At 58.7% G+C, this 24,946-nt stretch carries 22 protein-coding genes; 13 read left to right on the forward strand and 9 right to left on the reverse strand.

The genetic code is table 11. From position 1 onward, the window contains the following. Window positions 1-239 precede the first annotated feature (239 nt). The 8 genes from BK659_RS26610 to BK659_RS26645 all read left to right on the forward strand — a co-directional run bounded on the left by BK659_RS26610 (window position 240) and on the right by BK659_RS26645 (window position 10,207). Window positions 240-1,154 carry a LysR family transcriptional regulator gene (locus tag BK659_RS26610; protein ID WP_123428599.1) on the forward strand — a complete coding sequence of 305 codons (915 nt, stop codon included), beginning with the start codon at window positions 240-242 and terminating at the stop codon, window positions 1,152-1,154. Window positions 1,155-1,255: 101 nt separating this feature from the next. Next, on the forward strand, window positions 1,256-2,746 hold the full coding sequence (locus BK659_RS26615) for a gamma-aminobutyraldehyde dehydrogenase (RefSeq protein WP_123428601.1): 1,491 nt from the start codon (window positions 1,256-1,258) through the stop codon (window positions 2,744-2,746). A gap of 86 nt (window positions 2,747-2,832) precedes the next feature. Next, window positions 2,833-3,984 carry a putative ABC transporter substrate-binding protein YdcS gene (ydcS, locus tag BK659_RS26620; RefSeq protein WP_123428603.1) on the forward strand — a complete coding sequence of 384 codons (1,152 nt, stop codon included), beginning with the start codon at window positions 2,833-2,835 and terminating at the stop codon, window positions 3,982-3,984. 105 nt (window positions 3,985-4,089) lie between these two features. Continuing rightward, entirely contained in the window at window positions 4,090-5,127 is a 1,038-nt protein-coding gene (locus BK659_RS26625) for an ABC transporter ATP-binding protein (RefSeq protein ID WP_123428605.1), read from the forward strand. Window position 5,128: 1 nt separating this feature from the next. Continuing rightward, a complete protein-coding gene (locus BK659_RS26630; RefSeq protein ID WP_123428607.1) occupies window positions 5,129-6,076 on the forward strand; it encodes an ABC transporter permease in 948 nt (315 codons plus the stop codon). Continuing rightward, window positions 6,066-6,890: an ABC transporter permease gene (locus tag BK659_RS26635; protein WP_123428609.1), complete on the forward strand. Its 825-nt coding sequence runs from the start codon at window positions 6,066-6,068 to the stop codon at window positions 6,888-6,890. The genes BK659_RS26630 and BK659_RS26635 overlap by 11 nt, the downstream gene beginning before the upstream one ends. 176 nt (window positions 6,891-7,066) lie before the next feature. Continuing rightward, the gene (locus BK659_RS26640) at window positions 7,067-8,491 is read left to right on the forward strand and encodes a gamma-aminobutyraldehyde dehydrogenase (protein WP_123428809.1); all 1,425 of its coding nucleotides are present in this window, start codon (window positions 7,067-7,069) and stop codon (window positions 8,489-8,491) included. A gap of 234 nt (window positions 8,492-8,725) precedes the next feature. Then, window positions 8,726-10,207, forward strand: coding sequence for an APC family permease (locus BK659_RS26645; RefSeq protein ID WP_123428611.1), 1,482 nt, complete (start codon window positions 8,726-8,728; stop codon window positions 10,205-10,207). Between the two features lie 41 nt (window positions 10,208-10,248). Here the strand turns inward: BK659_RS26645 and BK659_RS26650 are convergent, their stop codons facing one another. Further along, window positions 10,249-10,875 carry an RloB family protein gene (locus tag BK659_RS26650; RefSeq protein WP_123428613.1) on the reverse strand — a complete coding sequence of 209 codons (627 nt, stop codon included), beginning with the start codon at window positions 10,873-10,875 and terminating at the stop codon, window positions 10,249-10,251. A gap of 2 nt (window positions 10,876-10,877) precedes the next feature. Further along, complete coding sequence (locus BK659_RS26655) at window positions 10,878-12,128, reverse strand: AAA family ATPase (protein WP_123428811.1); 1,251 nt, start codon at window positions 12,126-12,128, stop codon at window positions 10,878-10,880. Window positions 12,129-12,641: 513 nt separating this feature from the next. Here BK659_RS26655 and BK659_RS26665 point away from each other — a divergent pair. After that, window positions 12,642-13,124, forward strand: a complete 483-nt coding sequence (locus BK659_RS26665; RefSeq protein WP_123428617.1) for a BRO-N domain-containing protein — start codon at window positions 12,642-12,644, stop codon at window positions 13,122-13,124. An 88-nt stretch (window positions 13,125-13,212) separates the two neighbouring features. On the opposite strand, the gene BK659_RS26670 is transcribed toward BK659_RS26665, so the two are convergent. Beyond that, window positions 13,213-13,398 carry a hypothetical protein gene (locus BK659_RS26670; protein WP_123428813.1) on the reverse strand — a complete coding sequence of 62 codons (186 nt, stop codon included), beginning with the start codon at window positions 13,396-13,398 and terminating at the stop codon, window positions 13,213-13,215. Between the two features lie 418 nt (window positions 13,399-13,816). Here BK659_RS26670 and BK659_RS26675 point away from each other — a divergent pair, with 418 nt between their 5' ends. Next, entirely contained in the window at window positions 13,817-15,451 is a 1,635-nt protein-coding gene (locus tag BK659_RS26675; protein ID WP_123428619.1) for a glucan biosynthesis protein D, read from the forward strand. 221 nt (window positions 15,452-15,672) lie between these two features. On the opposite strand, the gene BK659_RS26680 is transcribed toward BK659_RS26675, so the two are convergent. Next, window positions 15,673-16,104 (reverse strand): anti-virulence regulator CigR family protein, encoded by a 432-nt coding sequence (locus BK659_RS26680; protein ID WP_123428621.1) that lies wholly within the window; start codon window positions 16,102-16,104, stop codon window positions 15,673-15,675. Between the two features lie 105 nt (window positions 16,105-16,209). Between BK659_RS26680 and BK659_RS28135 the strand changes: the two genes are divergently transcribed. Further along, entirely contained in the window at window positions 16,210-16,752 is a 543-nt protein-coding gene (locus BK659_RS28135) for a hypothetical protein (protein WP_259740313.1), read from the forward strand. Between the two features lie 147 nt (window positions 16,753-16,899). Here BK659_RS28135 and BK659_RS26685 read toward each other — a convergent pair whose 3' ends face one another. The 3 genes from BK659_RS26685 to BK659_RS26695 all read right to left on the reverse strand — a co-directional run bounded on the left by BK659_RS26685 (window position 16,900) and on the right by BK659_RS26695 (window position 20,639). Continuing rightward, window positions 16,900-18,006, reverse strand: a complete 1,107-nt coding sequence (locus BK659_RS26685; protein ID WP_123428623.1) for an NADH:flavin oxidoreductase/NADH oxidase — start codon at window positions 18,004-18,006, stop codon at window positions 16,900-16,902. 314 nt (window positions 18,007-18,320) lie between these two features. Beyond that, entirely contained in the window at window positions 18,321-20,030 is a 1,710-nt protein-coding gene (gene recJ, locus BK659_RS26690; protein ID WP_123428625.1) for a single-stranded-DNA-specific exonuclease RecJ, read from the reverse strand. A 66-nt stretch (window positions 20,031-20,096) separates the two neighbouring features. Further along, window positions 20,097-20,639, reverse strand: a complete 543-nt coding sequence (locus BK659_RS26695; RefSeq protein WP_123428627.1) for a YaeQ family protein — start codon at window positions 20,637-20,639, stop codon at window positions 20,097-20,099. A gap of 149 nt (window positions 20,640-20,788) precedes the next feature. Here BK659_RS26695 and BK659_RS26700 point away from each other — a divergent pair, with 149 nt between their 5' ends. Both BK659_RS26700 and BK659_RS26705 read left to right on the forward strand, forming a co-directional pair. Continuing rightward, the gene (locus BK659_RS26700) at window positions 20,789-21,988 is read left to right on the forward strand and encodes a CaiB/BaiF CoA transferase family protein (RefSeq protein ID WP_123428629.1); all 1,200 of its coding nucleotides are present in this window, start codon (window positions 20,789-20,791) and stop codon (window positions 21,986-21,988) included. Continuing rightward, a complete protein-coding gene (locus BK659_RS26705) occupies window positions 21,942-22,895 on the forward strand; it encodes a TIGR02285 family protein (protein ID WP_123428631.1) in 954 nt (317 codons plus the stop codon). The genes BK659_RS26700 and BK659_RS26705 overlap by 47 nt, the downstream gene beginning before the upstream one ends. A gap of 167 nt (window positions 22,896-23,062) precedes the next feature. On the opposite strand, the gene BK659_RS26710 is transcribed toward BK659_RS26705, so the two are convergent. Beyond that, on the reverse strand, window positions 23,063-23,350 hold the full coding sequence (locus BK659_RS26710) for a DUF3509 domain-containing protein (protein ID WP_123428633.1): 288 nt from the start codon (window positions 23,348-23,350) through the stop codon (window positions 23,063-23,065). Between the two features lie 165 nt (window positions 23,351-23,515). Then, window positions 23,516-24,877 (reverse strand): transporter substrate-binding domain-containing protein, encoded by a 1,362-nt coding sequence (locus BK659_RS26715; protein WP_123428635.1) that lies wholly within the window; start codon window positions 24,875-24,877, stop codon window positions 23,516-23,518. Window positions 24,878-24,946: the final 69 nt, after the last annotated feature.

Here is a 24,946-nt window from a genome sequence, read left to right on the forward strand (position 1 = left end):
TAACAAACTCGTTGTGGATATGATCGAGATATCCGCGCCTGACTCACTGCGACTTGATCGGGAGCCGCATTGAACAATGCGTAACATCGACCCATCGGAACTGGCTGCAAGGATGCAGCCAGTAACGGGTCTCTCCCCCCTTTCTCCCCCCCACCCCAACTAAGCCCATGCCTGGGCATCGATTAAAAAGATATACACTCGGGCAAATCTATAAAAACCGCCCACCGGGTATCTTCACCATGATGACCTTGCGCCAGATCCGTCACTTCATCGCCGTGGCCGAGACCGGCTCGATCTCGGCTGCCGCGCAAGCGGTGTACATCTCCCAGTCCACCTTGACCCTGGCCATCCAGCAGCTTGAGCAGGAAATTGGCGTCAGCCTGTTCAATCGCCACGCCAAGGGCATGACCCTGACGCACCAGGGCCATCAATTCCTGCGTCAGGCGCACTTGATTCTGGCCACGGTCGACAACGCCAAACGCAGCCTTCAACAAAGCACCGATCAGGTCGCCGGCCAATTGATCATTGGCGTGACCAGTCTGGTGGCCGGTTATTACCTCGCCGATTTGCTCACCCGTTTTCAGCGCGCCTACCCCAACGTGGAGATTCGCGTGATGGAAGACGAGCGGCCTTATATCGAGCACTTGCTGGTCAGCGGCGAAATCGATGTCGGGGTACTGATTCTCTCCAACCTTGAGGATCGCCATGCATTGCAGACCGAGGTGCTGACCCATTCGCCGCACCGCCTGTGGCTGCCGGCCCAGCACCCGTTGCTGGAGCACGACAGCATCAACCTCGCCGATGTCACCCGCGAGCCGTTGATTCAATTGAACGTCGATGAAATGGACCGCAACGCCCAACGCATGTGGTCGGCAGCCTCCCTGCAGCCGCGCATCACCTTGCGCACGGCCTCCACCGAAGCCGTTCGAAGCCTGGTGGCGGCCGGCCTTGGCGTATCGATTCAACCCGACATGACCTACCGACCCTGGTCGCTGGAAGGCGACATCATCGAAGCACGACCGATTGCCGACCTCAGCCAGACCCTCGACGTCGGCCTGGCCTGGCGGCGCGGCACCGCCCGCCCGGCGCTGGTCGATCCGTTCCTGACGGTCGCTCGTGAGCAACCTCACGGCGGACGCAAGCCATCTATTTAATCGAACGCTGCATTCAGTATTTAGTATTTGTCGTCCGCAAGCCCGACCACTAGTCTCTGGACATCAATAAGACGGTCGGGCCCCCAGTCACAGGGAGCACCATGACCACACAAGAAAAGAGAACCCGAAAAATGCCTGGCGCGCAGACCCCGTTGTTCACTGCATTGCTGATCGATGGTGAATTAGTCGCAGGCCAGGGCTTTGTCGAGCCGATCATCAACCCGGCCACCGGTGAAGTGCTGACGCACATCGCCGAAGCCAGCACCGAACAAGTCGAAGCCGCCATCCTCGCCGCCCACCGCGCCTTCGCCGGCTGGTCGCGAACCACCCCGCAACAACGCTCGAACATCCTGCTGGACATCGCCAACGCGGTGGAAAAGCACGCCGACCTCCTCGCCCGACTCGAATCGCTGAACTGCGGCAAGCCGTTGCACCTGGCCCGTCAGGACGATTTGAGCGCCACAGTCGACGTGTTTCGCTTCTTTGCTGGTGCCGTACGCTGCCAGACCGGCCAGCTCAGCGGTGAATACCTGCCGGGTTACACCAGCATGGTGCGTCGCGATCCGATTGGCGTCGTAGCGTCCATCGCGCCGTGGAACTACCCGATCATGATGGCCGCGTGGAAAATCGCCCCGGCCCTGGCCGCCGGCAACACACTGGTGTTCAAGCCGTCCGAACACACACCGTTGTCGATCCTCGCCCTGGCACCGGCACTGGCTGAAATCCTCCCGCGCGGGGTGATCAACATTATTTGCGGCGGTGGTGAAGGCGTCGGCAGCCATTTGGTCAGCCACCCGAAAGTGCGCATGGTCTCACTGACCGGCGACATCGTGACCGGACAGAAAATCCTTCAGGCCGCTGCCAAAACCCTGAAACGCACCCACCTGGAACTCGGCGGCAAAGCGCCGGTGATCGTCTGCAACGACGCCGACATTCAAGCGGTAGTCGAAGGCGTGCGCACTTACGGTTACTACAACGCCGGACAGGACTGCACCGCCGCCTGCCGGATTTATGCACAGGCCGGGATTCACGACACATTGGTGGCGGAACTCGGTGCCGCCGTCAGCAGCCTGCGCTTCGCCGGTAAACGCGATGCCGACAACGAACTCGGCCCGCTGATCAGCACTCGCCAGCGCGACCGCGTGGCCAGTTTTGTCGAACGCGCCCTTGGCCAGCCACACATCGAACGAGTGACCGGCGCGGCGGTGCATTCCGGTGCAGGTTTCTATTACCAGCCAACCCTGCTGGCCGGCTGCAAACAGAGCGATGAAATCGTCCAGCGCGAAGTGTTCGGGCCGGTGGTCACCGTGACCCGCTTCGACGAGCTTGCGCAAGCGGTGGACTGGGCCAATGACTCGGAATACGGCCTCGCGTCATCGGTATGGACCCAAAACCTCGACAAGGCGATGCAGGTCGCGGCGCGCTTGCAATACGGCTGCACCTGGATCAACAGCCACTTCATGCTGGTCAGCGAAATGCCCCACGGCGGCTTGAAGCGCTCGGGTTACGGCAAAGACTTATCCAGCGATTCGCTCCAGGACTACAGCGTGGTACGACACATCATGGCGCGCCACGGCAACGATCTGAAATAACCGCACTACGCTAACAACCAGCCGAAAAGGCCAGCTCTACCACGTTCAAAACTGCCCCGACCATAATTAAAGAAGAGGGAAACCCCATGTTCGTGCACAAGACAGCACTGTTCAGTGCAATCACCACCGCCTTGCTGGCCAGCGCCAGTATTCAGGCCGCCGAACCGCTGAAAGCCGTTGGCGCTGGCGAAGGCCAACTGGATATCGTCGCCTGGCCGGGCTACATCGAACGTGGCGAAAGCGATAAGGCCTACGACTGGGTCACCGGTTTCGAGAAAGAAACCGGCTGCAAGGTCAGCGTCAAAACCGCTGCTACCTCTGACGAAATGGTCAGTCTGATGGCCAAGGGCGGTTACGACCTGGTGACCGCGTCCGGCGACGCCTCGTTGCGTTTGATCGGCGGCAAACGTGTGCAGCCGATCAATACGGCGCTGATCCCGAACTGGAAAAACATCGACCCGCGCCTCAAGGACGGGCCTTGGTACGTGGTCAACAAGCAGGTTTACGGCACGCCTTATCAGTGGGGCCCGAACGTGCTGATGTACAACACCAACGTTTTCAAGACTGCGCCTGACAGCTGGAGCGTGGTGTTCGATCCGCAAAACCTGCCGGACGGCAAGGCCAACAAGGGCCGCGTGCAAGCCTACGACGGCCCGATCTATATCGCCGACGCTGCGCTGTACCTGAAATCGACCAAGCCGGAACTCGGCATCAAGAACCCTTACGAACTGACCGAAACCCAGTACAAGGCCGTGCTCGACCTGCTGCGCGCTCAGCAGCCGCTGGTGCACCGCTACTGGCATGACGCGACTGTGCAAATGAGCGACTTCAAGAACGAAGGCGTCGCGGCTTCCAGCACCTGGGGCTACATGGTCAACGGCCTGCAAGCCGATAAGCAGCCAGTGGCCTCGACCATTCCGAAAGAAGGCGTGACCGGCTGGGCCGACACCACCATGTTGCACGCCGACGCCAAACACCCGAACTGCGCTTACAAGTGGATGGACTGGTCGCTGCAACCCAAAGTCCAGGGCGACGTAGCCGCGTGGTTCGGCTCGCTGCCAGCCGTGCCGGCGGCCTGCACCGGAAGTGAACTGCTGGGCGCCGAAGGCTGCAAAACCAACGGTTTCGACCAGTTCGACAAGATCGCCTTCTGGAAAACCCCACAGGCTGAAGGTGGCAAGTTCGTGCCTTATAGCCGCTGGACCCAGGATTACATCGCGATCATGGGCGGCCGCTAAGCCCTCTTCGCGAGCAAGCTCGCTCCCACAATTGATCGCATTCCCCTGTGGGAGCGAGCTTGCTCGCGATGCTTTTAAAGATTTCAGATTTTGGAGCACCGCACCATGACGCTTGCAGTCCAGTTCACCAACGTTTCCCGTCAGTTCGGCGAAGTGAAAGCCGTCGACCGGGTTTCCATCGACATCCAGGACGGCGAGTTTTTTTCCATGCTCGGCCCTTCCGGCTCGGGCAAAACCACCTGCTTGCGGCTGATCGCCGGTTTCGAACAACCGAGCACAGGCTCGATCCGCATTCACGGCTTCGAGGCCGCCGGTTTGCCGCCCTATCAACGTGATGTGAACACCGTGTTTCAGGATTACGCACTGTTCCCGCACATGAACGTTCGCGACAACGTCGCTTACGGTTTGAAGGTCAAAGGCGTCGGCAAAACCGAGCGCATCAAACGCGCCGAGGAGGCTCTCGACATGGTCGCCCTCGGCGGTTACGGCGAGCGTAAACCGGTGCAACTGTCCGGTGGCCAACGTCAGCGCGTGGCGCTGGCCCGCGCCCTGGTCAATCGCCCGCGGGTGCTGCTGCTCGATGAGCCATTGGGCGCACTCGATCTGAAGCTGCGCGAGCAAATGCAAGGCGAGTTGAAGAAGCTCCAGCGCCAACTTGGCATCACCTTCATCTTCGTGACCCACGACCAGACCGAAGCGCTGTCGATGTCCGACCGCGTGGCAGTGTTCAACAAGGGCCGCATCGAGCAGGTCGACACCCCGCGCAACCTGTACATGAAACCGGTGACCACCTTCGTCGCCGAGTTCGTCGGCACCTCCAACGTGATTCGCGGTGATCTGGCCCAACAGCTGAGCGGCCATCCGCAGCCGTTCTCGATTCGTCCGGAACACGTGCGCTTCGCCGAAGGCCCAAAGGCCAGCCATGAAATCGAAGTCAGCGGCCTGCTGCACGACATCCAGTATCAGGGCAGCGCCACGCGTTACGAGATGAAGCTGGAAAACGGTCAGACCCTGAACATCAGCCAGGCCAACAATCAGTGGCTGGACGTCAGCGCCCAGCATCAGACCGGTCAACTTATCCGTGCACGCTGGGCCCGCGAGGCCATGATTCCGTTGCACGACACCGTTGCGGGCGGGGTCTGAGATGAACAGCGTGACCATGACCCAAACCCCGGCCGGCAGCTCGCCGTTGCGCAGGTTTTCCAACCTGCTGTATCGCCGGCCCAACCTCTACCTCGCGATGTTGCTGGTGCCGCCGCTGATCTGGTTCGGCGCGATCTATTTAGGTTCGCTGCTGACGCTGTTGTGGCAAGGTTTCTACACCTTCGACGACTTCACCATGGCGGTCACGCCCGAGCTGACCCTGGCAAACTTCGCGGCGCTGTTGAACCCCTCGAACTTCGACATCATCCTGCGCACCTTGAGCATGGCCATCGTGGTCTCGATCGCCAGCGCCATCGTCGCGTTTCCGATTGCCTACTACATGGCGCGCTACACCACCGGCAACACCAAGGCGTTTTTCTACATCGCGGTGATGATGCCGATGTGGGCCAGTTACATCGTCAAGGCTTACGCCTGGACCCTGCTGCTGGCCAAGGGTGGCGTGGCGCAGTGGTTCGTTCAGCACCTGGGGCTGGAGCCGGTATTGCAGTTCGTGCTCGGGATTCCCGGCGTGGGCGGCAGCACCCTGTCGACCTCCCATCTGGGCCGTTTCATGGTGTTCGTCTACATCTGGCTGCCGTTCATGATCCTGCCGATCCAGGCATCGCTGGAACGCCTGCCACCCTCCTTGCTGCAAGCCTCCGCCGACCTCGGCGCCAAGCCGCACCAGACCTTCATGCAAGTGATTTTGCCGCTGTCGATTCCAGGCATCGCGGCCGGTTCGATCTTCACCTTCTCGCTGACCCTCGGTGATTTCATCGTGCCGCAACTGATCGGCCCACCGGGTTACTTCGTCGGCAGCATGGTGTACGCCCAGCAAGGTGCCATCGGCAACATGCCAATGGCGGCTGCGTTCACGTTGGTGCCGATCGTGCTGATCGCCATCTACCTGTCCATCGTCAAACGTCTGGGGGCCTTCGATGCGCTCTGATTCTTCATCTCAAGGGCAGGCTTCTTTGGGCCTGCGCATTGCAGCCTGGGGCGGGTTGGTGTTTCTGCACTTCCCGATCCTGATCATCTTCCTGTACGCCTTCAACACTGAAGACGCAGCGTTCAGTTTTCCGCCCCAAGGCTTCACCCTGAAGTGGCTCAGCGTGGCGTTCGCGCGACCTGACGTGCTGGAAGCGATCAAGCTCTCGCTGCAGATCGCCGCGATCGCGACCTTGATCGCCATGGTCCTGGGGACGCTGGCCTCGGCCGCGCTGTACCGCCGCGACTTCTTCGGCAAGCAGGGTATTTCGCTGATGCTGATCCTGCCGATTGCGTTGCCGGGGATCATCACCGGTATCGCGCTGTTGGCGACGTTCAAGACGCTGGGCATCGAGCCCGGGATGTTCACCATCATCGTCGGTCACGCGACCTTCTGTGTGGTGATCGTCTACAACAACGTCATCGCCCGCCTGCGCCGTACCTCGTACAGCTTGATCGAAGCGTCGATGGATCTGGGCGCCGACGGTTGGCAGACTTTCCGCTACATCGTCCTGCCGAACCTCGGCTCGGCATTGCTGGCCGGCGGCATGTTGGCGTTCGCCCTGTCGTTCGACGAAATCATCGTTACCACCTTCACCGCTGGCCACGAACGCACCTTGCCGCTGTGGCTGCTCAATCAGCTCAGCCGCCCACGCGACGTACCGGTGACCAACGTGGTGGCGATGCTGGTGATGCTCGTGACCATGCTGCCGATCCTCGGCGCCTATTACCTGACTCGCGGCGGCGAAAGCGTCGCGGGCAGTGGCGGTAAATAACCAACAACGACTATCCACTGTGGAACCTGGTTTTTTGTGGGAGCGAGCTTGCTCGCGATGACTGACGGACATTCAACAGAGGTGTCGACTGTAAGACCGCCATCGCGAGCAAGCTCGCTCCCACATGAGTCAGTGCCCACATGAAAACAATAAGCAGCTTCGAAGAGGACAATGCCATGCAAACCAAACTGCTGATCAACGGCCAGCTTGTCGCCGGCGAAGGCCCCGCCCAACCGGTATTCAACCCGGCTCTGGGCCGGGTGCTGATAGAGATCAACGAAGCCAGCGAAGCCCAGGTCGACGCCGCGGTGCGAGCTGCCGATGCCGCGTTTGAAAGCTGGTCGCAGACTTCACCGAAAGACCGTTCGCTACTGTTGCTCAAACTCGCCGATGTCATCCAGGCCCACGGTGAAGAGCTGGCCAAGCTTGAGTCGGACAACTGCGGCAAGCCCTACAGTGCCGCGCTGAACGACGAGATCCCGGCGATTGCCGATGTGTTCCGTTTCTTCGCTGGCGCCAGCCGTTGCATGAGCGGTATGGCCGGCGGTGAATACTTGCCGGGCCACACCTCGATGATCCGCCGCGACCCGGTCGGCGTGATCGCCTCCATCGCACCGTGGAACTACCCGCTGATGATGGTCGCCTGGAAAATCGCCCCGGCACTGGCTGCCGGTAATACCGTGGTGCTCAAGCCGTCGGAGCAAACCCCGTTGACCGCGCTGCGTCTGGTCGAACTGGCGTCGGAAATCTTCCCGGCCGGCGTGCTCAACCTGGTATTCGGCCGTGGGCCTACGGTCGGTAGCCCGTTGGTCACCCACCCGAAAGTGCGCATGGTGTCGTTGACCGGCTCCATCGCCACCGGCTCGAACATCATTTCCAGCACCGCCGACAGCGTCAAACGCATGCATATGGAATTGGGTGGCAAAGCCCCGGTGATTATCTTCGACGACGCCGACCTCGACGCGGCCGTGGAAGGCATCCGCACCTTTGGCTTCTACAACGCTGGCCAGGATTGCACCGCCGCCTGCCGCATCTACGCCCAGGCAGGCATCTACGAAAAATTCGTCGAGAAGCTTGGCGAGGCCGTCAGCAGCATCAAATACGGTTTGCAGGATGACCCAACCACCGAGCTGGGCCCGCTGATCACCGCCCAGCATCGCGACCGTGTCGCCGGTTTCGTCGAGCGCGCCATCGCGCAACCGCACATCCGTTTGATCACGGGCGGGAAAACTGTGGAAGGCAACGGGTTCTTCTTCGAACCGACGGTGTTGGCCGACGCCCAGCAAGACGATGAAATCGTCCGCCGCGAAGTGTTTGGGCCGGTGGTCTCGGTGACCCGATTCACCGATGAAGCACAGGTGCTGGCTTGGGCCAACGATTCGGACTACGGCCTGGCGTCGTCAGTGTGGACCGCCGATGTCGGCCGCGCCCACCGCCTCGCCGCCCGCTTGCAGTACGGCTGCACCTGGGTGAACACACACTTCATGCTGGTCAGCGAAATGCCACACGGCGGTCAGAAACTCTCCGGTTATGGCAAGGACATGTCCATGTACGGGCTGGAGGACTACACCACCGTAAGGCATGTGATGTTCAAACATTAAAAGCATCGTCGGATCGCCGCCCGGAGCAAGCTCGCTCCCACAAGGACGGCACTGAACCTGTGGGAGCGAGCTTGCTCGCGAAGGCCTCACCTCGATCTCATGGACGAACTCGGCGATTCACACCAGGGACTCACTGCAACACAAAACAATAACCACCGATCCGGGTTGAGCCGTCATGGCCCAGCCACGGTTTCGGACATCCGAAATCTGCCGATTTTCCGGAGCATCAGCACCATGACTCTACCCGAACTCCCTGCAATCGCCGCCGACAGCGATGCCGAGCAGCTACGCAAGTTGGGCTACACCTCGAACTTCAATCGCAGCATGAGCCTGTGGGAAAACTTCGCCCTGGGCTTCACTTACCTCTCCCCGGTCGTAGGGGTTTATACCCTGTTCGGCCTATGCCTGGCTGCCGGTGGCCCGCCGATGTTCTGGGCGTACTTGCTGGTCGGTTGCGGCCAACTGCTGGTCTGCCTGATCTTCGGTGAAGTGGTCTCGCAGTTCCCGATTTCCGGCGGTGTCTATCCGTGGGCTCGTCGCTTGGTGGGTAAACGCTGGGCGTGGATGGTCGGCTGGATCTACTCCATCGCCCTGTGCGTGACCATCGCCGCTGTAGCCGTCGGCGCCGGTCCGTATCTGGCGGCGATGATGGGTTTTGAACCGAGCAACAACACCAACATCGTCATCGCCCTGCTGCTGACCCTGTTCGCCACTCTGGTGAACCTCAGCGGCACCAAAGTGCTCGCGCGTATCGCCATGTTCGGCTTCCTTTGCGAGCTGGTCGGTGCGGTGATCGTCGGCGTATACCTGCTGGTGTTCGAGCGCCATCAGCCGCTGAGCGTACTGTTCAACACCTTCGATATCCGTGTCGACAGTTCCTACCTGCCGGCGTTCCTGACCGCATCCTTGGCCGGGATGTTTCTGTACTACGGCTTCGAAGCCTGCGGCGACGTGGCCGAAGAAACCCCGAACCCGAGCAAGCAGATTCCGGTAGCCATGCGCATGACCATCTACATCGGTGGCATCGCGGCGATGTTCGCCTGCCTGGCGCTGATTCTGGCGGTGCCGGACATGCAGGCGGTGATCAACGGCACCGACAAGGACCCAGTGACCACCATCCTCAACAACGCCTTCGGCCCGGTCGGTTCGAAAGTGGTGATGGGCGTGGTAATGATTTCCTTCATCTCCTGCGTCATCAGCCTGCAAGCCGCAGCCAGCCGTCTGCTGTATTCCTACGCTCGTGATGAAATGGTCATCGGCAGTGCGCTGCTGAAAAAAATTTCGCCTACGACTCAGGTTCCAGTTGCCGCGCTGTTCGTGTCTGGCGTCCTGCCAGCGCTGATTATTGCCCTCGGCTTTTTCCTGCAAGACGCCGTCGCCACCATCGTCAGCTTCGCGGCCATCGGCATCTACCTGGCGTTCCAGATGATCGTCCTCGCCGCCCTCTACGCCCGCGCTCGCGGCTGGAAACCCAGCGGCAAGTTCACGCTGGGCGCCTGGGGTCTACCGGTGAACATCGGCGCGCTGGTCTACGGCGTTGGCGCCATCATCAACATGGCCTGGCCACGCACGCCGGATGCCGCGTGGTACATCAACTACGCCATGGTGCTGAGCACCGCCATCGTCATCGGCCTGGGCCTGCTCTACATGTGGCTCGGCAAACCGTATGACCATGGTACTGCCCCGGCGGGTGATGCCTGGCAAATCAGTCGGTAACGAAAGCGCCCTGCCCGCAGTGATGCGGGCAGGATTTGGCGTTAGATGGGTTGAGGCTTGGAGAGCGTTTCGAACTCGTCCATTAGCAAGTGGATTTCGGTGCTGGGGTTGGGCTCGCCGCTGCTAGCAACGTCTTCCAGGATCTTCGGAGCCAGGGATCTGGCTGTCTGGAAAGGCTCACCCAAGAGTTGAGCGAAATAGCAGATATCCTTGCCCTTCTCGTATTTGTCCATGTTGGGCTTTTCTCGCAAGCTCTTCGCCACCAACTCCCCCGGAGAGTAGTTCCCCACGGCGCTGAATGGCTTTCGATTGAAACCGAAGTGCAGCAGAAGCCAAAATTCAAAACAGGGGTACGAAGCGATGACTTTGATTTTCGGGTGAGGCCTCGCCAGATCTATCGCCCGTTCAAAACACAGGTGCGTATCGCGATCCAGTGCACAAAACACCCTATCGAAGCGTTTCTGACGGGCAATGGCCCTTTCTACGATGCCACTTGGATGTGTGACTCCACAGTGGGCGATTTCTACCTGAGCGTTGGCGCGAAAATGAAATGCCGCCTCCTCCAGATAGCGTTTTCCTGACTTGCTGTCTTCACAGAGAATCAACACTTTGGGTTGAGGCTTGAATCGTGATGCCTTTCGATCAAATAACTTTGTCGAGCGCACCATGGTCACCTCTGCCTGATTAACGGCAACCCGCGGTAACGGCCTTCAAAGTAGCGTTTTTCAACATCCTCTCCCTCTCGCCCTTCAAAATCGTGAACAGAAAAAAGGCTGGTTGCACCATTGGCATCGCGTTCGGTAATCCAGAACTGATCGCGCCGAAGCGTTTTGGCGTTCATCAGATGAGTGTCGTGAGTCGTGAAGATCAACTGAGTATCCAACCCACCGTCCAGATGTTTCTCAATCAGGTCAGCGACTATTGCAGGGTGTAGGCTGCTGTCCAACTCATCGACAGAAAGTATCCCACTCCCATTGGCGTGATTGATCATGAACCAGGGCAGCCAGAATCCAATCAGGTTTTTCGTGCCGCCGGATTCTTCTGAAAAATCAAACTCCGCTCTTCCTAAAAGACTCGTGTGCGTCAAGGTCACTTTGTCTTTTTGGGCCGCAGCGAAGAACTCTTTAAGCGTGAGCTTTTTACGAGTCGGAACAGAATCCGCATCAGTATTGAGTTGAATAGCAGATACCGGGATATCCACTTCTGCCAGAAAGTCTCGTAAATCGCCCGTATAGTCCGACGCCATCTGCAGAAACCTGATGGACGCAGCAGACAACCCCATCATGTTGTTTTGTTCAATAACGAGGAGACCGGTTTGAAACCAGCTAAATGGCGCTCGCAACTGGGTCAGCTCTTCGCTGCTGTTCGCAACTGCTTGGGAAATAAACAACATCTTCGGGCTTGTCAGGCGTCGCCAGGCATTGTGTACCTCTTTACCACCCTCAAGGCTTGAACCAAAAACATAGCGCTCTCCTTCATCACCAAAATGACGCTCATACAGCAGCGTTTCTTTTCCTTTGGGATAGGAGACCAATTGTTCCTCGAGTATCCGCTGCGCAGTCATGCGCAGAACAAACCGATATCGAATCCCGCCTTGCAGGAAGTTGTACTCAAAAAAACTGGGTTCGTCTTTAAGCTGAGGGTCAAAACGAAACGGTGAAACCGGCAGCGGTTCATCATTTGAGGTGGGTGTTGAAGCCAGCAAACTTCCCATGATGCCCATCGCCCGGATAAGCGAAGATTTACCGGACGCGTTCGGTCCGTAAATCGCGGCCACCTTCAGCAAATCCGGCAGTTTTTCTCCATTCACGGACGGTTTGAATACGTTGCGCTTTTTGCTCAGGCGCGGCGTAGCAGCCATGGACAGCGTTTGCTTCTCACGGAAAGAACGATAATTGGAAACCGAAAATTCGATCAACATGTAGCAAACCTGCACTTGATTCCCGAAAGTGAAAAAAATATAGGAAAAACTATGCATTCGGTGCTACTTCACCGCACTTCATGCAAAAACAGGAAATTCCTACAGTTCAAGCCTTCCGGTAAAGGCACCCATTCCTACAGCAGGTAGCGCCGGAGTAGACTTGTCGCCGCAAGCGCCTCGACGATAGGCTTCACCCCGTCGCTGAAAAACAGTGGCCCGGGGTCGAAGCCGGTAAATCATCAACATGGCGCATCTGCGCCCCCCATATGAGCTGAGGCATTTTTTGCCTTTGCGTTTCGCTTTATGGTGGGCTGTGTGGCGCGGGCCTCTCGGCTTCCATGTTGATCGAGAATATCCCGACTTCGAACGCCGCACGGTCCGCCACCCCAATCTGTCGAAGGATTAGTGGCGGCTCCTTTTTCAACATGGAGTCGAAAAAATGCTTAAGTACACCCCAAATCCGCCAGAAGTCTTCGTAACAAAATGCCATCTCGCTATCGTGGGAGGCAGGCCATGACCCATCCTCATTTCACCCCTACCGTCTTCACCCGCCACAACCGCTTCCTTCACGCCTTCATGCACGACAACCAAGCCTGGTTCTGCGTTCATGATCTTGGCCGACTGATGGGGCGCCCGCTGGATCAACGACTCACCCTGAAGCTCGATCCTGATCAGCGTCGATACGTTTGGTTGCTCAAAAGCGGCAATCCCGTCGAAGCGCTGATGGTCAGTGAATCAGGCATGTACGCCCTGCTGATCCATCATTTCGTTCCGGAAAATCGCAACCTGCGCCAATGGCTGAGTCATGAAGTGCTGCCGGCATTGCGCAGCTCGCAGCCATCTGCTGAAGCCGTATCACCAAGTCTGAGTTCGTTGCAGTGGGCAGGCGTGTCTGTACCGCTGCTGCATTGGCAGGATCAGGCGTGGGTCAAGTGGCGAGACATGCCTGACTTGCTGTTGGCGCAACGCCCATCGATAACAGCCAACGCAGGCTGAACCGCCACAATTCAGCCCGCATAAAAAATGGGTGGACCGAGTTTTCAGTCCACCCATTTTTGTAGGCGAGATAGCGAACAAGCTCTCCTCAAAACTGCGAAACACGGTGCATCGCATCCACCAGATAGCGCATTGCAATGCGGTCGTTCTCCGATAACGCTCGATACTGCTCGACGAGTTTCACCTCCTCTGAACTGAGCCGGCGCGACCGTCGCGAGACGCTCAAGCCTGAGAAAATCCCCCAAAATCCGATGATGCCTTGCGCTTTTTCCATGGACGATGTCCCTCTGCACGTGAACTGAAACTTCAGATACTTCATCGCCCTGCTCCTTCTTCAGCAGCTGCCGGGCTGCTGCTGAACGTTTACCGGCCTCAAGGGCAAGGGCCGGTCATGAGCCTAAGAATAGGGACAAAAAAACGTTTGCGGGCTGTTTTTAGAGTAATTAGTCAAATAAATGAAAACGCTTATTTGAAACGCTATGTTGACTTGAAAAACAGATGAATATCCTCGGGCTCCAGCGGGTGTTTCCACGAAGCGCAAATTAATCATTTTTCGAGTTATTTCGAACGCTTTATCTTATTCGGCATCTGTTTAAAATCCGACGCGTTTGGCCGAAGGCTTGTCCGAACCTCTATTTCTGATCCGTAACGCAGCCAGGAACGCCGCGGGATCGTTCAAGACAGGTTGTCTTATGCACCGCAGGAACTTGCTCAAAGCCTCCATGGCCATCGCGGCCTATACCGGCCTTTCGGCCACTGGATTGTTGGCCGCGCGGGCCTGGGCCGGGACGGCCGATGGTGAGGCTCAGGCCTTCGACTTCGAAGCCTTGCAGGCGCAAGCCAAGCAACTGGCCAGCCGCAGTTATGTGGACACCAAACAGGTGTTGCCACCGACGCTGGCGAACATGACGCCGCAGCAATTCAACGCGATTCAGTACGACGCCGGCCATTCGCTGTGGAATGACCTGAACGGGCAACTCGACGTGCAGTTCTTCCACGTCGGCATGGGTTTCAAGCAACCGGTGCGCATGTACAGCGTCGACCCCAAAACCCGTCAGGCGCGGGAAGTTCATTTCCACCCTTCGCTGTTCAATTACCAGAATTCCAGCGTCGATACCGCGCAGCTCAAGGGCGACCTGGGCTTTGCCGGGTTCAAGCTGTTCAAGGCCCCGGAGCTGGATAAACACGACGTGGTGTCGTTCCTCGGCGCCAGCTACTTCCGTGCTGTGGATAACACCGGCCAGTACGGTTTGTCGGCCCGTGGCCTGGCGATCGATACCTACGCGAAGAAGCGCGAAGAGTTTCCGGATTTCACCAGGTTCTGGTTCGAAACCCCGGACAAGGACAGCACCCGTTTCGTGGTCTATGCCCTGCTCGACTCACCGAGTGCCACCGGCGCCTACCGCTTTGATATCGACTGCCAGGCCAATCAGGTGGTGATGGCCATCGACGCTCATGTCAATGCGCGCACCGCCATCGAACAACTCGGTATCGCACCGATGACCAGCATGTTCAGCTGCGGCACTCACGAACGGCGCATGTGCGACACCCTTCACCCGCAGATCCACGACTCGGATCGGCTGGCCATGTGGCGTGGCAACGGCGAGTGGATCTGCCGTCCGCTGAACAACCCGGCGACCCTGCAGTTCAACGCCTTCGCCGACACGGACCCGAAAGGTTTTGGTCTGGTGCAGACCGACCATGAGTTCACCAGCTATCAGGACACCGTCGACTGGTACAGCAAGCGCCCGAGCCTGTGGGTCGAGCCGACTACCGCGTGGGGCGAAGGCTCCGTCGACCTGCTGGAAATCCCCACCACCGGCGAAACCCTGGACAACATCGTGGCCTTCTGGACCCCGAAAAAACCGGTGGCCGCCGGCGACTCGCTGAGTTACGGCTACAAGCTCTACTGGAGCGCCCTGCCGCCAGTGGGTACGCCGCTGGCGCGGGTCAATGCCACGCGTTCCGGTATGGGCGGTTTCGTCGAAGGCTGGGCACCCGGCGAGCACTATCCGAAGGTCTGGGCTCGGCGTTTTGCGGTCGACTTTACCGGCGGTGGGCTGGATCGCTTGCCTGAAGGCACCAGTATCGAACCGGTGGTCACGGCGTCGAGCGGTCAGGTCAAGGATTTCAACGTGCTGATGCTGGATGACATCAAAGGCTATCGAATCACCTTTGACTGGTTCCCGACCGATGACAGCGTAACCCCGGTGGAATTGCGTTTGTTCATCCGCACCCATGACCGGACGCTGAGCGAGACCTGGCTGTATCAGTACTTCCCGCCAGCGCCAGACCAGCGTAAGTACCCGGATTGGCCTGCCGCTTGAAATAAGTGATATTCGGATCGGCCCCATCGCGAGCAAGCTCGCTCCCACATTGGATTTGGGTGTACACAAAAACTGTGTTCACACCGGTCGAGTGTGGGAGCGAGCTTGCTCCGGGCGGCGATCCGACGATGACGGCGGCTCAGCAGCCAAGATTCCGTAAGACAAACGAAGCCCCGGCCTGATGCCGGGGTTTTTCGTTCTATCGTCTTTCAGCCGAAAAATCAGTCCACCACGTTATGCAGGACCTGATAAATAAGTCCGGTTGCGAGGGTCACCAGGATCAGGTCGGTCCCGACTTGCTGCCATTCATAGCCCTCATAACGAGGCAGTCTTTCCAGCATCCTGCCGTCCAGCTTTTTGGCGATTCCTGGCGGCAGAGGTTTTCCTTGGGCAATCTTCTTTTGAATGCCTGGCGGTAGCGCTGGGCCAGGCGACCAATAATCACGACTGTTACCGACGATGACTCGAACACCGCCCACGTCGACCTGCGGGCCTCTGTATCCACCCCCCTGCTGATAGTTCTGGGATTTGTTGCCTTTGTTCCCGTTACCGTGCGGGTTGCCGTTCCCATTGCCAGGATCTGCGTACAGAGCCGTTGAGCCACACAAAAGCGTGATACTTGTCAAAAAAGCTACAACTGAACGCGTCGTCATATCCGTGATCCTCTGCCGTGGTGCCTTCCGTCGGGAGCCTGAGAACTATAGACCGTGATAGACGTCCTAGTTGATACAAACCTACCCTGATCTATGGAAGCAATCATGCTTTTAAAGAAATCGAACCTAGTCGCTGTTATGTCCTGCGTAATGATGCTGGCTGCAGCACCTTTACTCCCTGTGAGCTTCGCTTATGCAAAAGATGGTGGAAGCCACGGTGGCGGTAACGGTAGTGGTGGCAACGGTGGTGGTAGCGGCGGCAACGGCGCAGGTCACGGCGGCGGCATCGGCGATGGCGGCCGCGCAGAAGGTCATTCTGCCGATGCTGGCAGCAATGGCCGTGCTGAAGGTAAAGAAGCCGATCATGACGGCCGAGCGGTCAGGGACCATGGCCTAAGTGGTCTTAAGGAAGGTCAGGAAAGCGATCATGCCGGTCGCGCAGTCAGGGACCACGGCATCAAAGGCCATCACACTGGCCTCGCTCGTCATGACAGTAAAGGACATGGCGTGGCGACGTCCGGGATTGCACATTCCAAAACCACGCACGGACTGACCAAAGCCACTGCGATCTCGGCCACCACGCCAGGCGATCACACTACAAAGGGCTTGAGCAAAGCGGTCACTTCCAGCACCAAACTGGATCGGTAAACCCGACCCTTTGTCGTCGCGAGAGCCTTTGTGTGCTCTCGTATGACGCACAAAACCCACCGCCCGTGCGGTGTGTTCATTCAATAAAAAACGCCGCTTGTCCCTCAATGGGAAAGCGGCGTTTTTTATTGGTTTGCACGGCGCGGATCAGTCACGCAAATCCGACTCATGGATCGGCTGATCGCGGCTCGTTGCCCGTTGATACTGCGCCGGCCAGATGGCCTTGCGTCCGCCCAGGTCATCGTCGGCGTGCAACGGCCAGTACGGGTCACGCAATAGCTCACGAGCCAGCAGGATGATGTCGGCCTGGCAGGTGCGCAGAATGTGTTCGGCCTGCGCAGGTTCGGTAATCAATCCGACAGTGCCGGTGGCAATTCCCGACTCCTTGCGCACGCGCTCGGCAAAACGCGTCTGATAACCCGGCCCGGTAGGAATCTCCGCATTCGCCGCAGTGCCACCGGACGACACATCGATCAGATCGACCCCCAGTGCTTTCAGACGCCGCGCCAGCTCCACGGTTTCATCCGGATTCCAGCCATCCTCGACCCAATCGGTGGCCGATACACGAACGAACAATGGCAACTCTTCCGGCCAGACCGCGCGCACCGCCTCGGTCACTTGCAGCACCAGCCGAATGCGATTTTCGAAAGAACCGCCGTACTGATCGCGGCGCTGATTGCTCAACGGCGACAGAAACTGATGCAGCAGATAGCCGTGAGCGGCGTGCACTTCAACCACTTTGAAGCCTGCGGTCAGCGCACGTTTGGCCGACTCGACGAACGCCTGAATTACTTCGGCGATTTGCGCCTCGGTCAATTGCGTAGGTGGTGTGTGTTCAGGGTCGAAGGCAATCGGCGAGGGGCCAACCGGGGTCCAGCCGCCATCCGCCAGCTTGACGCTACCATGCTTGCCCAGCCATGGCCGGTGGGTGCTGGCCTTGCGGCCGGCATGGGCCAGTTGAATACCGGCGACCGCGCCTTGGGCAGTGATAAACCGGGTGATACGTTGCAGCGGTTCGATCTGTTCGTCGTTCCACAGGCCCAGGTCCTGAGCGGTGATCCGCCCCTCGGCAGTGACTGCCGTGGCTTCGGTAAATATCAGACCGGCCCCGCCCACGGCACGGCTGCCGAGGTGTACCAGATGCCAGTCATTGGCCAGCCCATCGACGCTGGAGTATTGGCACATCGGCGACACCGCGATGCGGTTGAGCAGGGTCAATTGACGAAGGGTGTACGGTTCAAGCAGCAGACTCATGGGGCACCTCTCGAATCAGTGGGCAGGCTCCAGGGTTCTGTTTGAAAAGTCGACGAGTGACAGGAAAGGATGCAGCACCCGCCCCCGCGGGTAAAAAATTCGACAAAACGTCACAAGGCCAATCAAGCAGTGATTAGAGCCTAGTCGACATCGGCGGATGAGGGAGGGTTCAAGAAAAGATCGCAGGAATGACGGGCACCTGTAGGAGCTGGCGAAGCCTGCGATCTTTTGGCATGGGTATGAACGCCGAAGGTCAAGAGATCGTAGCCTGCGGCAGCTCCTACAGAGGAATGGCATGCACCTGCAGGTTTTTTTCAGCGCGGTTCGATATGGGCAATCATCAGCTGGACGGTTTCCTGGCCGCGGAACTCATTGACGTCGAGCTTGTAGGCCAGCTCAACCCAGCGAATGGTCGGGTTCGGCCAGACATCGCGGTCAATGCCAAAGGCAATGCCGTCGAGTTTCACGGAACCACATTCGCTTTTCAGCACCACTTTCAGGTGGCGCTCGCCGACCACTCGCTGCTCGACCAATTGGAACACCCCGTGAAACAACGGCTCCGGGAAGTGTTGGCCCCATGGGCCGGCATGGCGCAGGGCGCGGGCCAGTTCCAGGTGAAACTCTTCGACCGCCAGGGTGCCATCCGACAGCAACCGCCCGGTCAGGTCTTCTTCGCGCATTTGCCGACGGACTTCAGCGTCAAAGGCCTCGGCGAACAACGGAAAATTCGCTTCCGGTAGCGTCAGCCCCGCCGCCATGGCGTGACCACCGTACTTGCTGATCAGCGTCGGGTGCTGCGCCGCCACCACACTCAAGGCATCACGAATATGAAAGCCCTGCACTGAACGCCCCGAGCCCTTGAGCATGCCGTCACCGGCGTCGGCAAAGGCGATGGTCGGACGGAAATAGCGCTCTTTCATACGCGACGCGAGGATCCCGATGACGCCCTGGTGCCACTCGGGATCGAACAGACACAAGCCGAACGGCATCGACTCCAGCGGCAAGTCCTTGAGCTGGGCCAACGCTTCGCGCTGCATGCCTTGCTCGATGGATTTACGGTCCTGATTCATGCCGTCCAGTTGCGCGGCCATTTCACGGGCGGCGCCTGCGTCTTCGGTGAGCAGGCATTCGATGCCCAGGCTCATGTCGTCCAGACGTCCCGCCGCGTTCAGGCGCGGGCCGATGATGAACCCCAGATCGGTGGAGGTGATGCGCGAGTGATCGCGCTTGGCCACTTCAAGGATCGCCTTGATGCCCGGCCGAGCCCGTCCGGCGCGAATCCGCTCCAGGCCCTGATGCACCAGGATCCGGTTGTTGGCATCCAGTGGCACCACGTCGGCGACACTGCCCAGTGCCACCAGATCCAGCAATTCACCGATGTTCGGCTGCGGCTTGCTCTCGTACCAGCCCAGGCTACGCAAGCGTGCACGCAACGCCATCAGCACATAGAAAATCACCCCGACACCGGCCAGCGCCTTGCTCGGAAACTCACATCCTGGCTGGTTCGGATTGACGATGGCATCGGCCAACGGCAGTTCGTCACCGGGCAAATGGTGATCGGTGACCAAGACCTTGAGCCCGGCCTTTTTCGCCGCCGTCACGCCCTCGACGCTGGATATGCCGTTGTCCACGGTGATCAACAACTGCGGCTGGCGCTCCAGTGCCACCGCGACGATTTCCGGGGTCAGGCCGTAGCCGTACTCGAATCGATTGGGCACCAGATAATCGACGTGAGCGGCGCCGAGCAGACGCAACCCCAGCATGCCGACGGTACTGGCAGTCGCGCCATCGGCGTCAAAGTCGCCGACGATCAGAATCCGCTGACGCTGTTCCAGCGCGACCACCAGCAAATCCACCGCCGCCTCGATGCCCTTGAGCTGTTGATACGGGATCAAGCGCGCCAGGCTCTTGTCCAGCTCGGCCTCGGACTGCACGCCCCGCGCTGCATACAGGCGAGTCAGTAGCGGTGGCAAATCACCGAGAAACGGCAGGGTAGCGGGTAGCAGGCGAGGTTCGATGCGCATGAGATGACAGGTGCTTCTCTTGAAAACGTAGGATAAAACCGGGTGACGCGATCCAGCGCTGAAAAATCAGCCGCGCTCGCCGCTCAGCCACTGCAACTGGACTTCATGCTGACCACGGTCGTCGGTGACGAAAATCGTCCCTTCGCTGATCATCACGTCCCACTTGATAACGCGGGGCATGTCTTTGGCCAGGGTCTCGAGGACTTCTTGAGGAACAGCCGCGATGTGTACGTTTTTCAGGTTTTTGATCGCCGGGATCACTTTGGTTTCCCAGACGCGCAGGCTGCCGTAGGCCAACAGGCTGGTGCGCTCGGTACGACGCGAGCACCAGGTCAGGCGGTCGGCGTCTGGCTGACCGACTTCGATCCAGTGCAGGACGCGGTCATCCAGGCTCTTTTCCCACAGTGCTGGTTCATCGACATCCGACAGACCGCGACCAAAGGACAACTGCTCGTTGTACCAGAAGGCATAAGCCAACAGCCGCACGGTCATGCGCTCTTCGGTCTCCGAAGGGTGACGGGCGATGGTCTGCTTGACGCTTTCATACACCCCACGATCGAGGTCAGTGAGGTTCAATTCAAACTTGTAGGTCGTGGACGGCTGGGCCATGAACGGGCTTCTTGATACGAGGAAAGGCGGCAAGTCTAACCGATGCCGGGGTCAATCAACGAATCATGACGGCCATCAAGCGTGGGCGATGAGCGCCTGCCTATGATAAAACGATCTACTCGCTCAGCCTTTGTCCTACAGGATTGACCATGCCGCTCACCGCCAAACCCCTTGCCGGCCTGAAAATCATCGAACTCGGTACTTTGATCGCCGGCCCCTTCGCCTCGCGTATTTGTGCAGAGTTCGGCGCCGAAGTGATCAAGATCGAATCTCCGGATGGCGGTGACCCATTGCGCAAGTGGCGCAAACTCTACGAAGGCACCTCGCTGTGGTGGTTCGTCCAGGCGCGCAACAAGAAATCCCTGACGCTGAACCTCAAGCACCCCGACGGCCTGGCGATCCTCAAGCAGCTACTCGGTGAAGCCGACATCCTCATCGAAAACTTCCGCCCTGGCGTGCTGGAGAAACTGGGCCTGGGTTGGGACGTCCTGCATGCGCTGAACCCGAAACTGGTGATGGTCCGTCTGTCGGGCTTTGGGCAAACCGGGCCGATGAAGGATCAACCGGGCTTCGGTGCGGTCGGCGAATCCATGGGCGGTTTGCGTTACATCACCGGGTTCGAGGATCGACCGCCAGTACGCACAGGGATTTCTATCGGTGACTCGATTGCCGCGTTGTGGGGCGTGATCGGTGCGTTGATGGCCCTGCGTCACCGCGAGGTCAACGGCGGTCAGGGTCAGGTGGTGGACGTGGCGTTGTACGAAGCGATCTTCGCCATGATGGAAAGCATGGTCCCGGAGTTCGATGTGTTCGGTTTCATCCGCGAGCGCACCGGCAACATCATGCCCGGCATCACACCCTCCTCCATCCACACCAGCGCCGACGGCAAACACGTGCAGATTGGCGCCAACGGCGATGCGATCTTCAAGCGCTTCATGCAGACCATCGGCCGCGACGACCTGGCCAACGATCCTCTGCTCGCCAGCAACGACGGCCGCGATAGCCGTCGTGACGAGCTGTATGGCGTGATTGATCGGTGGGTCAGTTCGTTGCCACTGGATGCCGTGATCGAGCAGTTGAACCTGGCTGAAGTACCGGCAAGCCGCATCTTCAGTGCCGAAGACATGTTCAGCGACCCACAATTTCTCGCACGGGAAATGTTCCTGCAAGCCAAGCTGCCCGACGGCAAGGACTTCAAGATGCCGGGCATCGTGCCAAAACTTTCGGAGACGCCAGGCGCTTGCGAATGGGTCGGCGCCGAGCTGGGTGAACATAACGCAGAGGTGTTGAGCGAGCTCGGCTATGACGCGCAACAGATCGCGCGACTGCGTGCCGATGGGGCTATCTAAACTGAAAGGATTGTCAGCGATTCGCCGGTGTGTGGCGCAGCAGTCGCGTGTGCTGGGTTTGGGCGCAACGCTTTTATGCCTGCTGGCAATGCCCACGGCCGCTCAAGCCAAGGACACACTGATCTGGCTATTACGGGATTTGCCACCGCTGACGATTTTCGACGGGCCGCAAAAAAACCAGGGGGTGATCGACAAGTTTTTGCCGCTGTTGATCGCCAGCATGCCCGAGTACCAACACAGCACTTTGCAGGTCAACCGCGCACGTGGCATGCAAATGCTCCTGGAGCCCAGCTTCACCTGCGATCCTTCGTTGCTGTGGAGCCCGGAACGGGCAAAACGGATCGTCTATTCCATCGCGGCCTATCGAGTCCTTAGCAACGGCATTGTGGTACGACGTGCGGACCGCGGAACGCTTGCGCCCTTCATCATCGACAACAAGGTCGATCTGGCGCTGCTGCTGGCTCACGAAGAGAAAAAACTCGGGGTGGTCGCCGAGCGCAGTTACGGCCAGGTCGTTGACCGCCTGCTGCAACAGGCACCGAGCAACAGTCTGTCAGCCCATTACGGCAACGACGCCCTTGGCAGTCTGCTGCAAATGCAGCGCCTGGGTCGTTTGACTGCGTTATTGGGGTATTGGCCGGAGATCCGTTATCAGGCGCAACAGCAAGGCATTTCGCCGGGCGAACTGGAGTTCTACCCGATTCGCGGCACGGACAAGTACCAGACCACCCATATTGCGTGCTCGGATACCGCGCAGGGTCGTCAGGCCATCAGCCATATCAACAAGACATTGCGCGAGCTAAGGCAGAACCGACTGATCGAGTTTTATGCCCAATGGCTCGATCCGCAAATGCGCAGCGAGTATCTGGAAGACGCCAAGACGTTTTTCCAGGATGAAACGCCCTGACCAAACGCCAGGCAAAAGAAACCCCGAGAAGTGGGGAGACGACTCGGGGTTAAACGTGGCCTACAAGGACCCGTACAACAAGCGACAAGCAACGGAGCAGAATGCTTGATCTTGCTGATACAGGGTCTGACTGACCTGAATGCGGGAAGGTTCCCACAAAAAACAATTCAGTTTCCGACAGCAAGACCCTTGTCTTGCGCAACATTGCGCAGAGCCGCAATCACGCTGGGCTCCAGCCGTCCTTCGGCGATCAACAAGTCGCGGTGCAATCCGTCGACAACATCTGTCAGCAGCCGTTTATCCGTGAACTGCGCCTGATTGAACTCACGTTCGACCACGATGGCGCCAGCGGTGCTCTTCAATGTCACCAGGCATTCGCCATGGGCACCTGACGGGGTCAGTGTTACCTGATACGGGCTCAATGCCTCACCCAGCAATAGGCTGATACTTTCCATCTCGATCACCACTCAATAGTCCGAAAACAAAGTGCCAAGGGCGTGGTAAATGACCACTGGCCCGAGAAGAAAGTTCTGAACTCAACTGACGGTATGTCGCTTTACCCTGAGTCGTCAGAGCATGCATGGAAAAGATGACAAGAAAAAAACAGCCGGTTAACCGCGTCAGTCCGGCTCATAACGCTGACGGCCATGGGTATCGGTCCAGCCGCCCACGACACCTCGCAGCAAACCCTCGGCGCTATAAAACGGCACCGTCCACTGATACACATCCCTCACGCCGCTTTTGAACATCAGTTGGCGCTCGGTAAATAGGGTTTTCCGACTGCTGAGTTGATCCATGATTTCCGCGTGCAAAAGCTCGGCCGTCGAGGCAGGCAAAACGTCGACCTCTGTCAGGCGCTTTCCCTGCACCTGGTCGAAGCGAGTCGACAGGTGCTCTTCATAGCTCTTGTTGCACATGATCAACCGCCCCTCCAGATCCCGTACAAACACCGGATCGGGCATGGCATCCATCAAGGCATGCTGGAACGCCAGTTGGTCACCAAGCCTTTGCTCGGCTTTCAGTCGTTGCTTGATCTGCATGCTCAGACGCTGGTTCCACAGCAGTGAAATCAGTCCGAAGAGACCCGCAAAAAATACTCCCCAGCAACCCCACTGGTAAAACCGCTGCCACAACGATAGCGGCTGACCTGGCACCATACCGCTGAGCCACTTCGAACGGATCGCTCGCAACTCTGCCGGAGGAAAAGCCTCGAGCGCCTTGTTGAGAATGCTCAACAGCTGTGGTTGCCCTTTGCGCAGTGCGAGATGGTCGGCCTCCCACATACCTTCGATACTTGAGCCGATCGCCAGCCGGCCTGCAGGGTACAGGTGGGCGCCCATTTCATTTTCAATGGTGACGTCGGCTTCGGCGCTTTCGACCAAGGCGCGTGCCTCGGCGTAGGTTTTGACCGAGCGCAGCTCGATTTGTGGATAGTCACGGCGGATGCCGGCCTCCAGCGCATGCCTGGCCGGTAGCGCCAGTACCTTGCCTGAAAGGTCCTCCAACGAATCGACCGAAGCGGCTCCGGCCCGCCCGACGAACACCCAGCCAGCCCCACCAAAGGCATGGCTGAAATCCAGAAAGCCTTTACGTTCATCGTTCACCGACAACGTCGTGTTCATGTCTGCCCTGCCACTTTCCAGCAGCCCGAGCAGGTGTTCGGTCGAGAACGACTCTTCATGAACAAACTCCAACCCGGTCATCCGCGAAAGGCGTTGGAGGATGTCGTTGTTCAGACCGCTCCATTGACCGTGCTCATCCTTGAACAAGTACAACGGGAACTGCACTGACGCGACGATCACTCGCCGGTGCTCGGCGATCCATTTGAGCTCGTGAGCCTCAAGCTTGAGACTGTCATGACTGACGGGAGACTTTACGTCCAAAGCGCCGAGTTGAGCCGCCCATGCGCAATGCCCAAGCCCCATGGCACTCAATAAAAACATCCAGCACAAGGCCGGCTTTAATCCATAAAAAAACCACATGCCCACTTCCTTCACGTCCACTCACCCATCCTTGAGGGGTGAAACGACGACAAGTGTGCCATGCAGAAA

Origin of the sequence: Pseudomonas brassicacearum, assembly GCF_003732225.1 — a bacterium.
Classification (GTDB): domain Bacteria; phylum Pseudomonadota; class Gammaproteobacteria; order Pseudomonadales; family Pseudomonadaceae; genus Aquipseudomonas; species Aquipseudomonas brassicacearum_E.

Bases quoted from the DNA above. Each gene is read 5' to 3' on its own strand.
- BK659_RS26610 (WP_123428599.1), top strand. From the start codon at position 240: ATGATGACCTTGCGCCAGATCCGTCACTTCATCGCCGTGGCCGAGACC.
- BK659_RS26615 (WP_123428601.1), top strand. From the start codon at position 1,256: ATGACCACACAAGAAAAGAGAACCCGAAAAATGCCTGGCGCGCAGACC.
- ydcS (WP_123428603.1), top strand. From the start codon at position 2,833: ATGTTCGTGCACAAGACAGCACTGTTCAGTGCAATCACCACCGCCTTG.
- BK659_RS26625 (WP_123428605.1), top strand. From the start codon at position 4,090: ATGACGCTTGCAGTCCAGTTCACCAACGTTTCCCGTCAGTTCGGCGAA.
- BK659_RS26630 (WP_123428607.1), top strand. From the start codon at position 5,129: ATGAACAGCGTGACCATGACCCAAACCCCGGCCGGCAGCTCGCCGTTG.
- BK659_RS26635 (WP_123428609.1), top strand. From the start codon at position 6,066: ATGCGCTCTGATTCTTCATCTCAAGGGCAGGCTTCTTTGGGCCTGCGC.
- BK659_RS26640 (WP_123428809.1), top strand. From the start codon at position 7,067: ATGCAAACCAAACTGCTGATCAACGGCCAGCTTGTCGCCGGCGAAGGC.
- BK659_RS26645 (WP_123428611.1), top strand. From the start codon at position 8,726: ATGACTCTACCCGAACTCCCTGCAATCGCCGCCGACAGCGATGCCGAG.
- BK659_RS26650 (WP_123428613.1), bottom strand. From the start codon at position 10,875: ATGGTGCGCTCGACAAAGTTATTTGATCGAAAGGCATCACGATTCAAG.
- BK659_RS26655 (WP_123428811.1), bottom strand. From the start codon at position 12,128: ATGTTGATCGAATTTTCGGTTTCCAATTATCGTTCTTTCCGTGAGAAG.
- BK659_RS26665 (WP_123428617.1), top strand. From the start codon at position 12,642: ATGACCCATCCTCATTTCACCCCTACCGTCTTCACCCGCCACAACCGC.
- BK659_RS26670 (WP_123428813.1), bottom strand. From the start codon at position 13,398: ATGGAAAAAGCGCAAGGCATCATCGGATTTTGGGGGATTTTCTCAGGC.
- BK659_RS26675 (WP_123428619.1), top strand. From the start codon at position 13,817: ATGCACCGCAGGAACTTGCTCAAAGCCTCCATGGCCATCGCGGCCTAT.
- BK659_RS26680 (WP_123428621.1), bottom strand. From the start codon at position 16,104: ATGACGACGCGTTCAGTTGTAGCTTTTTTGACAAGTATCACGCTTTTG.
- BK659_RS28135 (WP_259740313.1), top strand. From the start codon at position 16,210: ATGCTTTTAAAGAAATCGAACCTAGTCGCTGTTATGTCCTGCGTAATG.
- BK659_RS26685 (WP_123428623.1), bottom strand. From the start codon at position 18,006: ATGAGTCTGCTGCTTGAACCGTACACCCTTCGTCAATTGACCCTGCTC.
- recJ (WP_123428625.1), bottom strand. From the start codon at position 20,030: ATGCGCATCGAACCTCGCCTGCTACCCGCTACCCTGCCGTTTCTCGGT.
- BK659_RS26695 (WP_123428627.1), bottom strand. From the start codon at position 20,639: ATGGCCCAGCCGTCCACGACCTACAAGTTTGAATTGAACCTCACTGAC.
- BK659_RS26700 (WP_123428629.1), top strand. From the start codon at position 20,789: ATGCCGCTCACCGCCAAACCCCTTGCCGGCCTGAAAATCATCGAACTC.
- BK659_RS26705 (WP_123428631.1), top strand. From the start codon at position 21,942: ATGACGCGCAACAGATCGCGCGACTGCGTGCCGATGGGGCTATCTAAA.
- BK659_RS26710 (WP_123428633.1), bottom strand. From the start codon at position 23,350: ATGGAAAGTATCAGCCTATTGCTGGGTGAGGCATTGAGCCCGTATCAG.
- BK659_RS26715 (WP_123428635.1), bottom strand. From the start codon at position 24,877: ATGTGGTTTTTTTATGGATTAAAGCCGGCCTTGTGCTGGATGTTTTTA.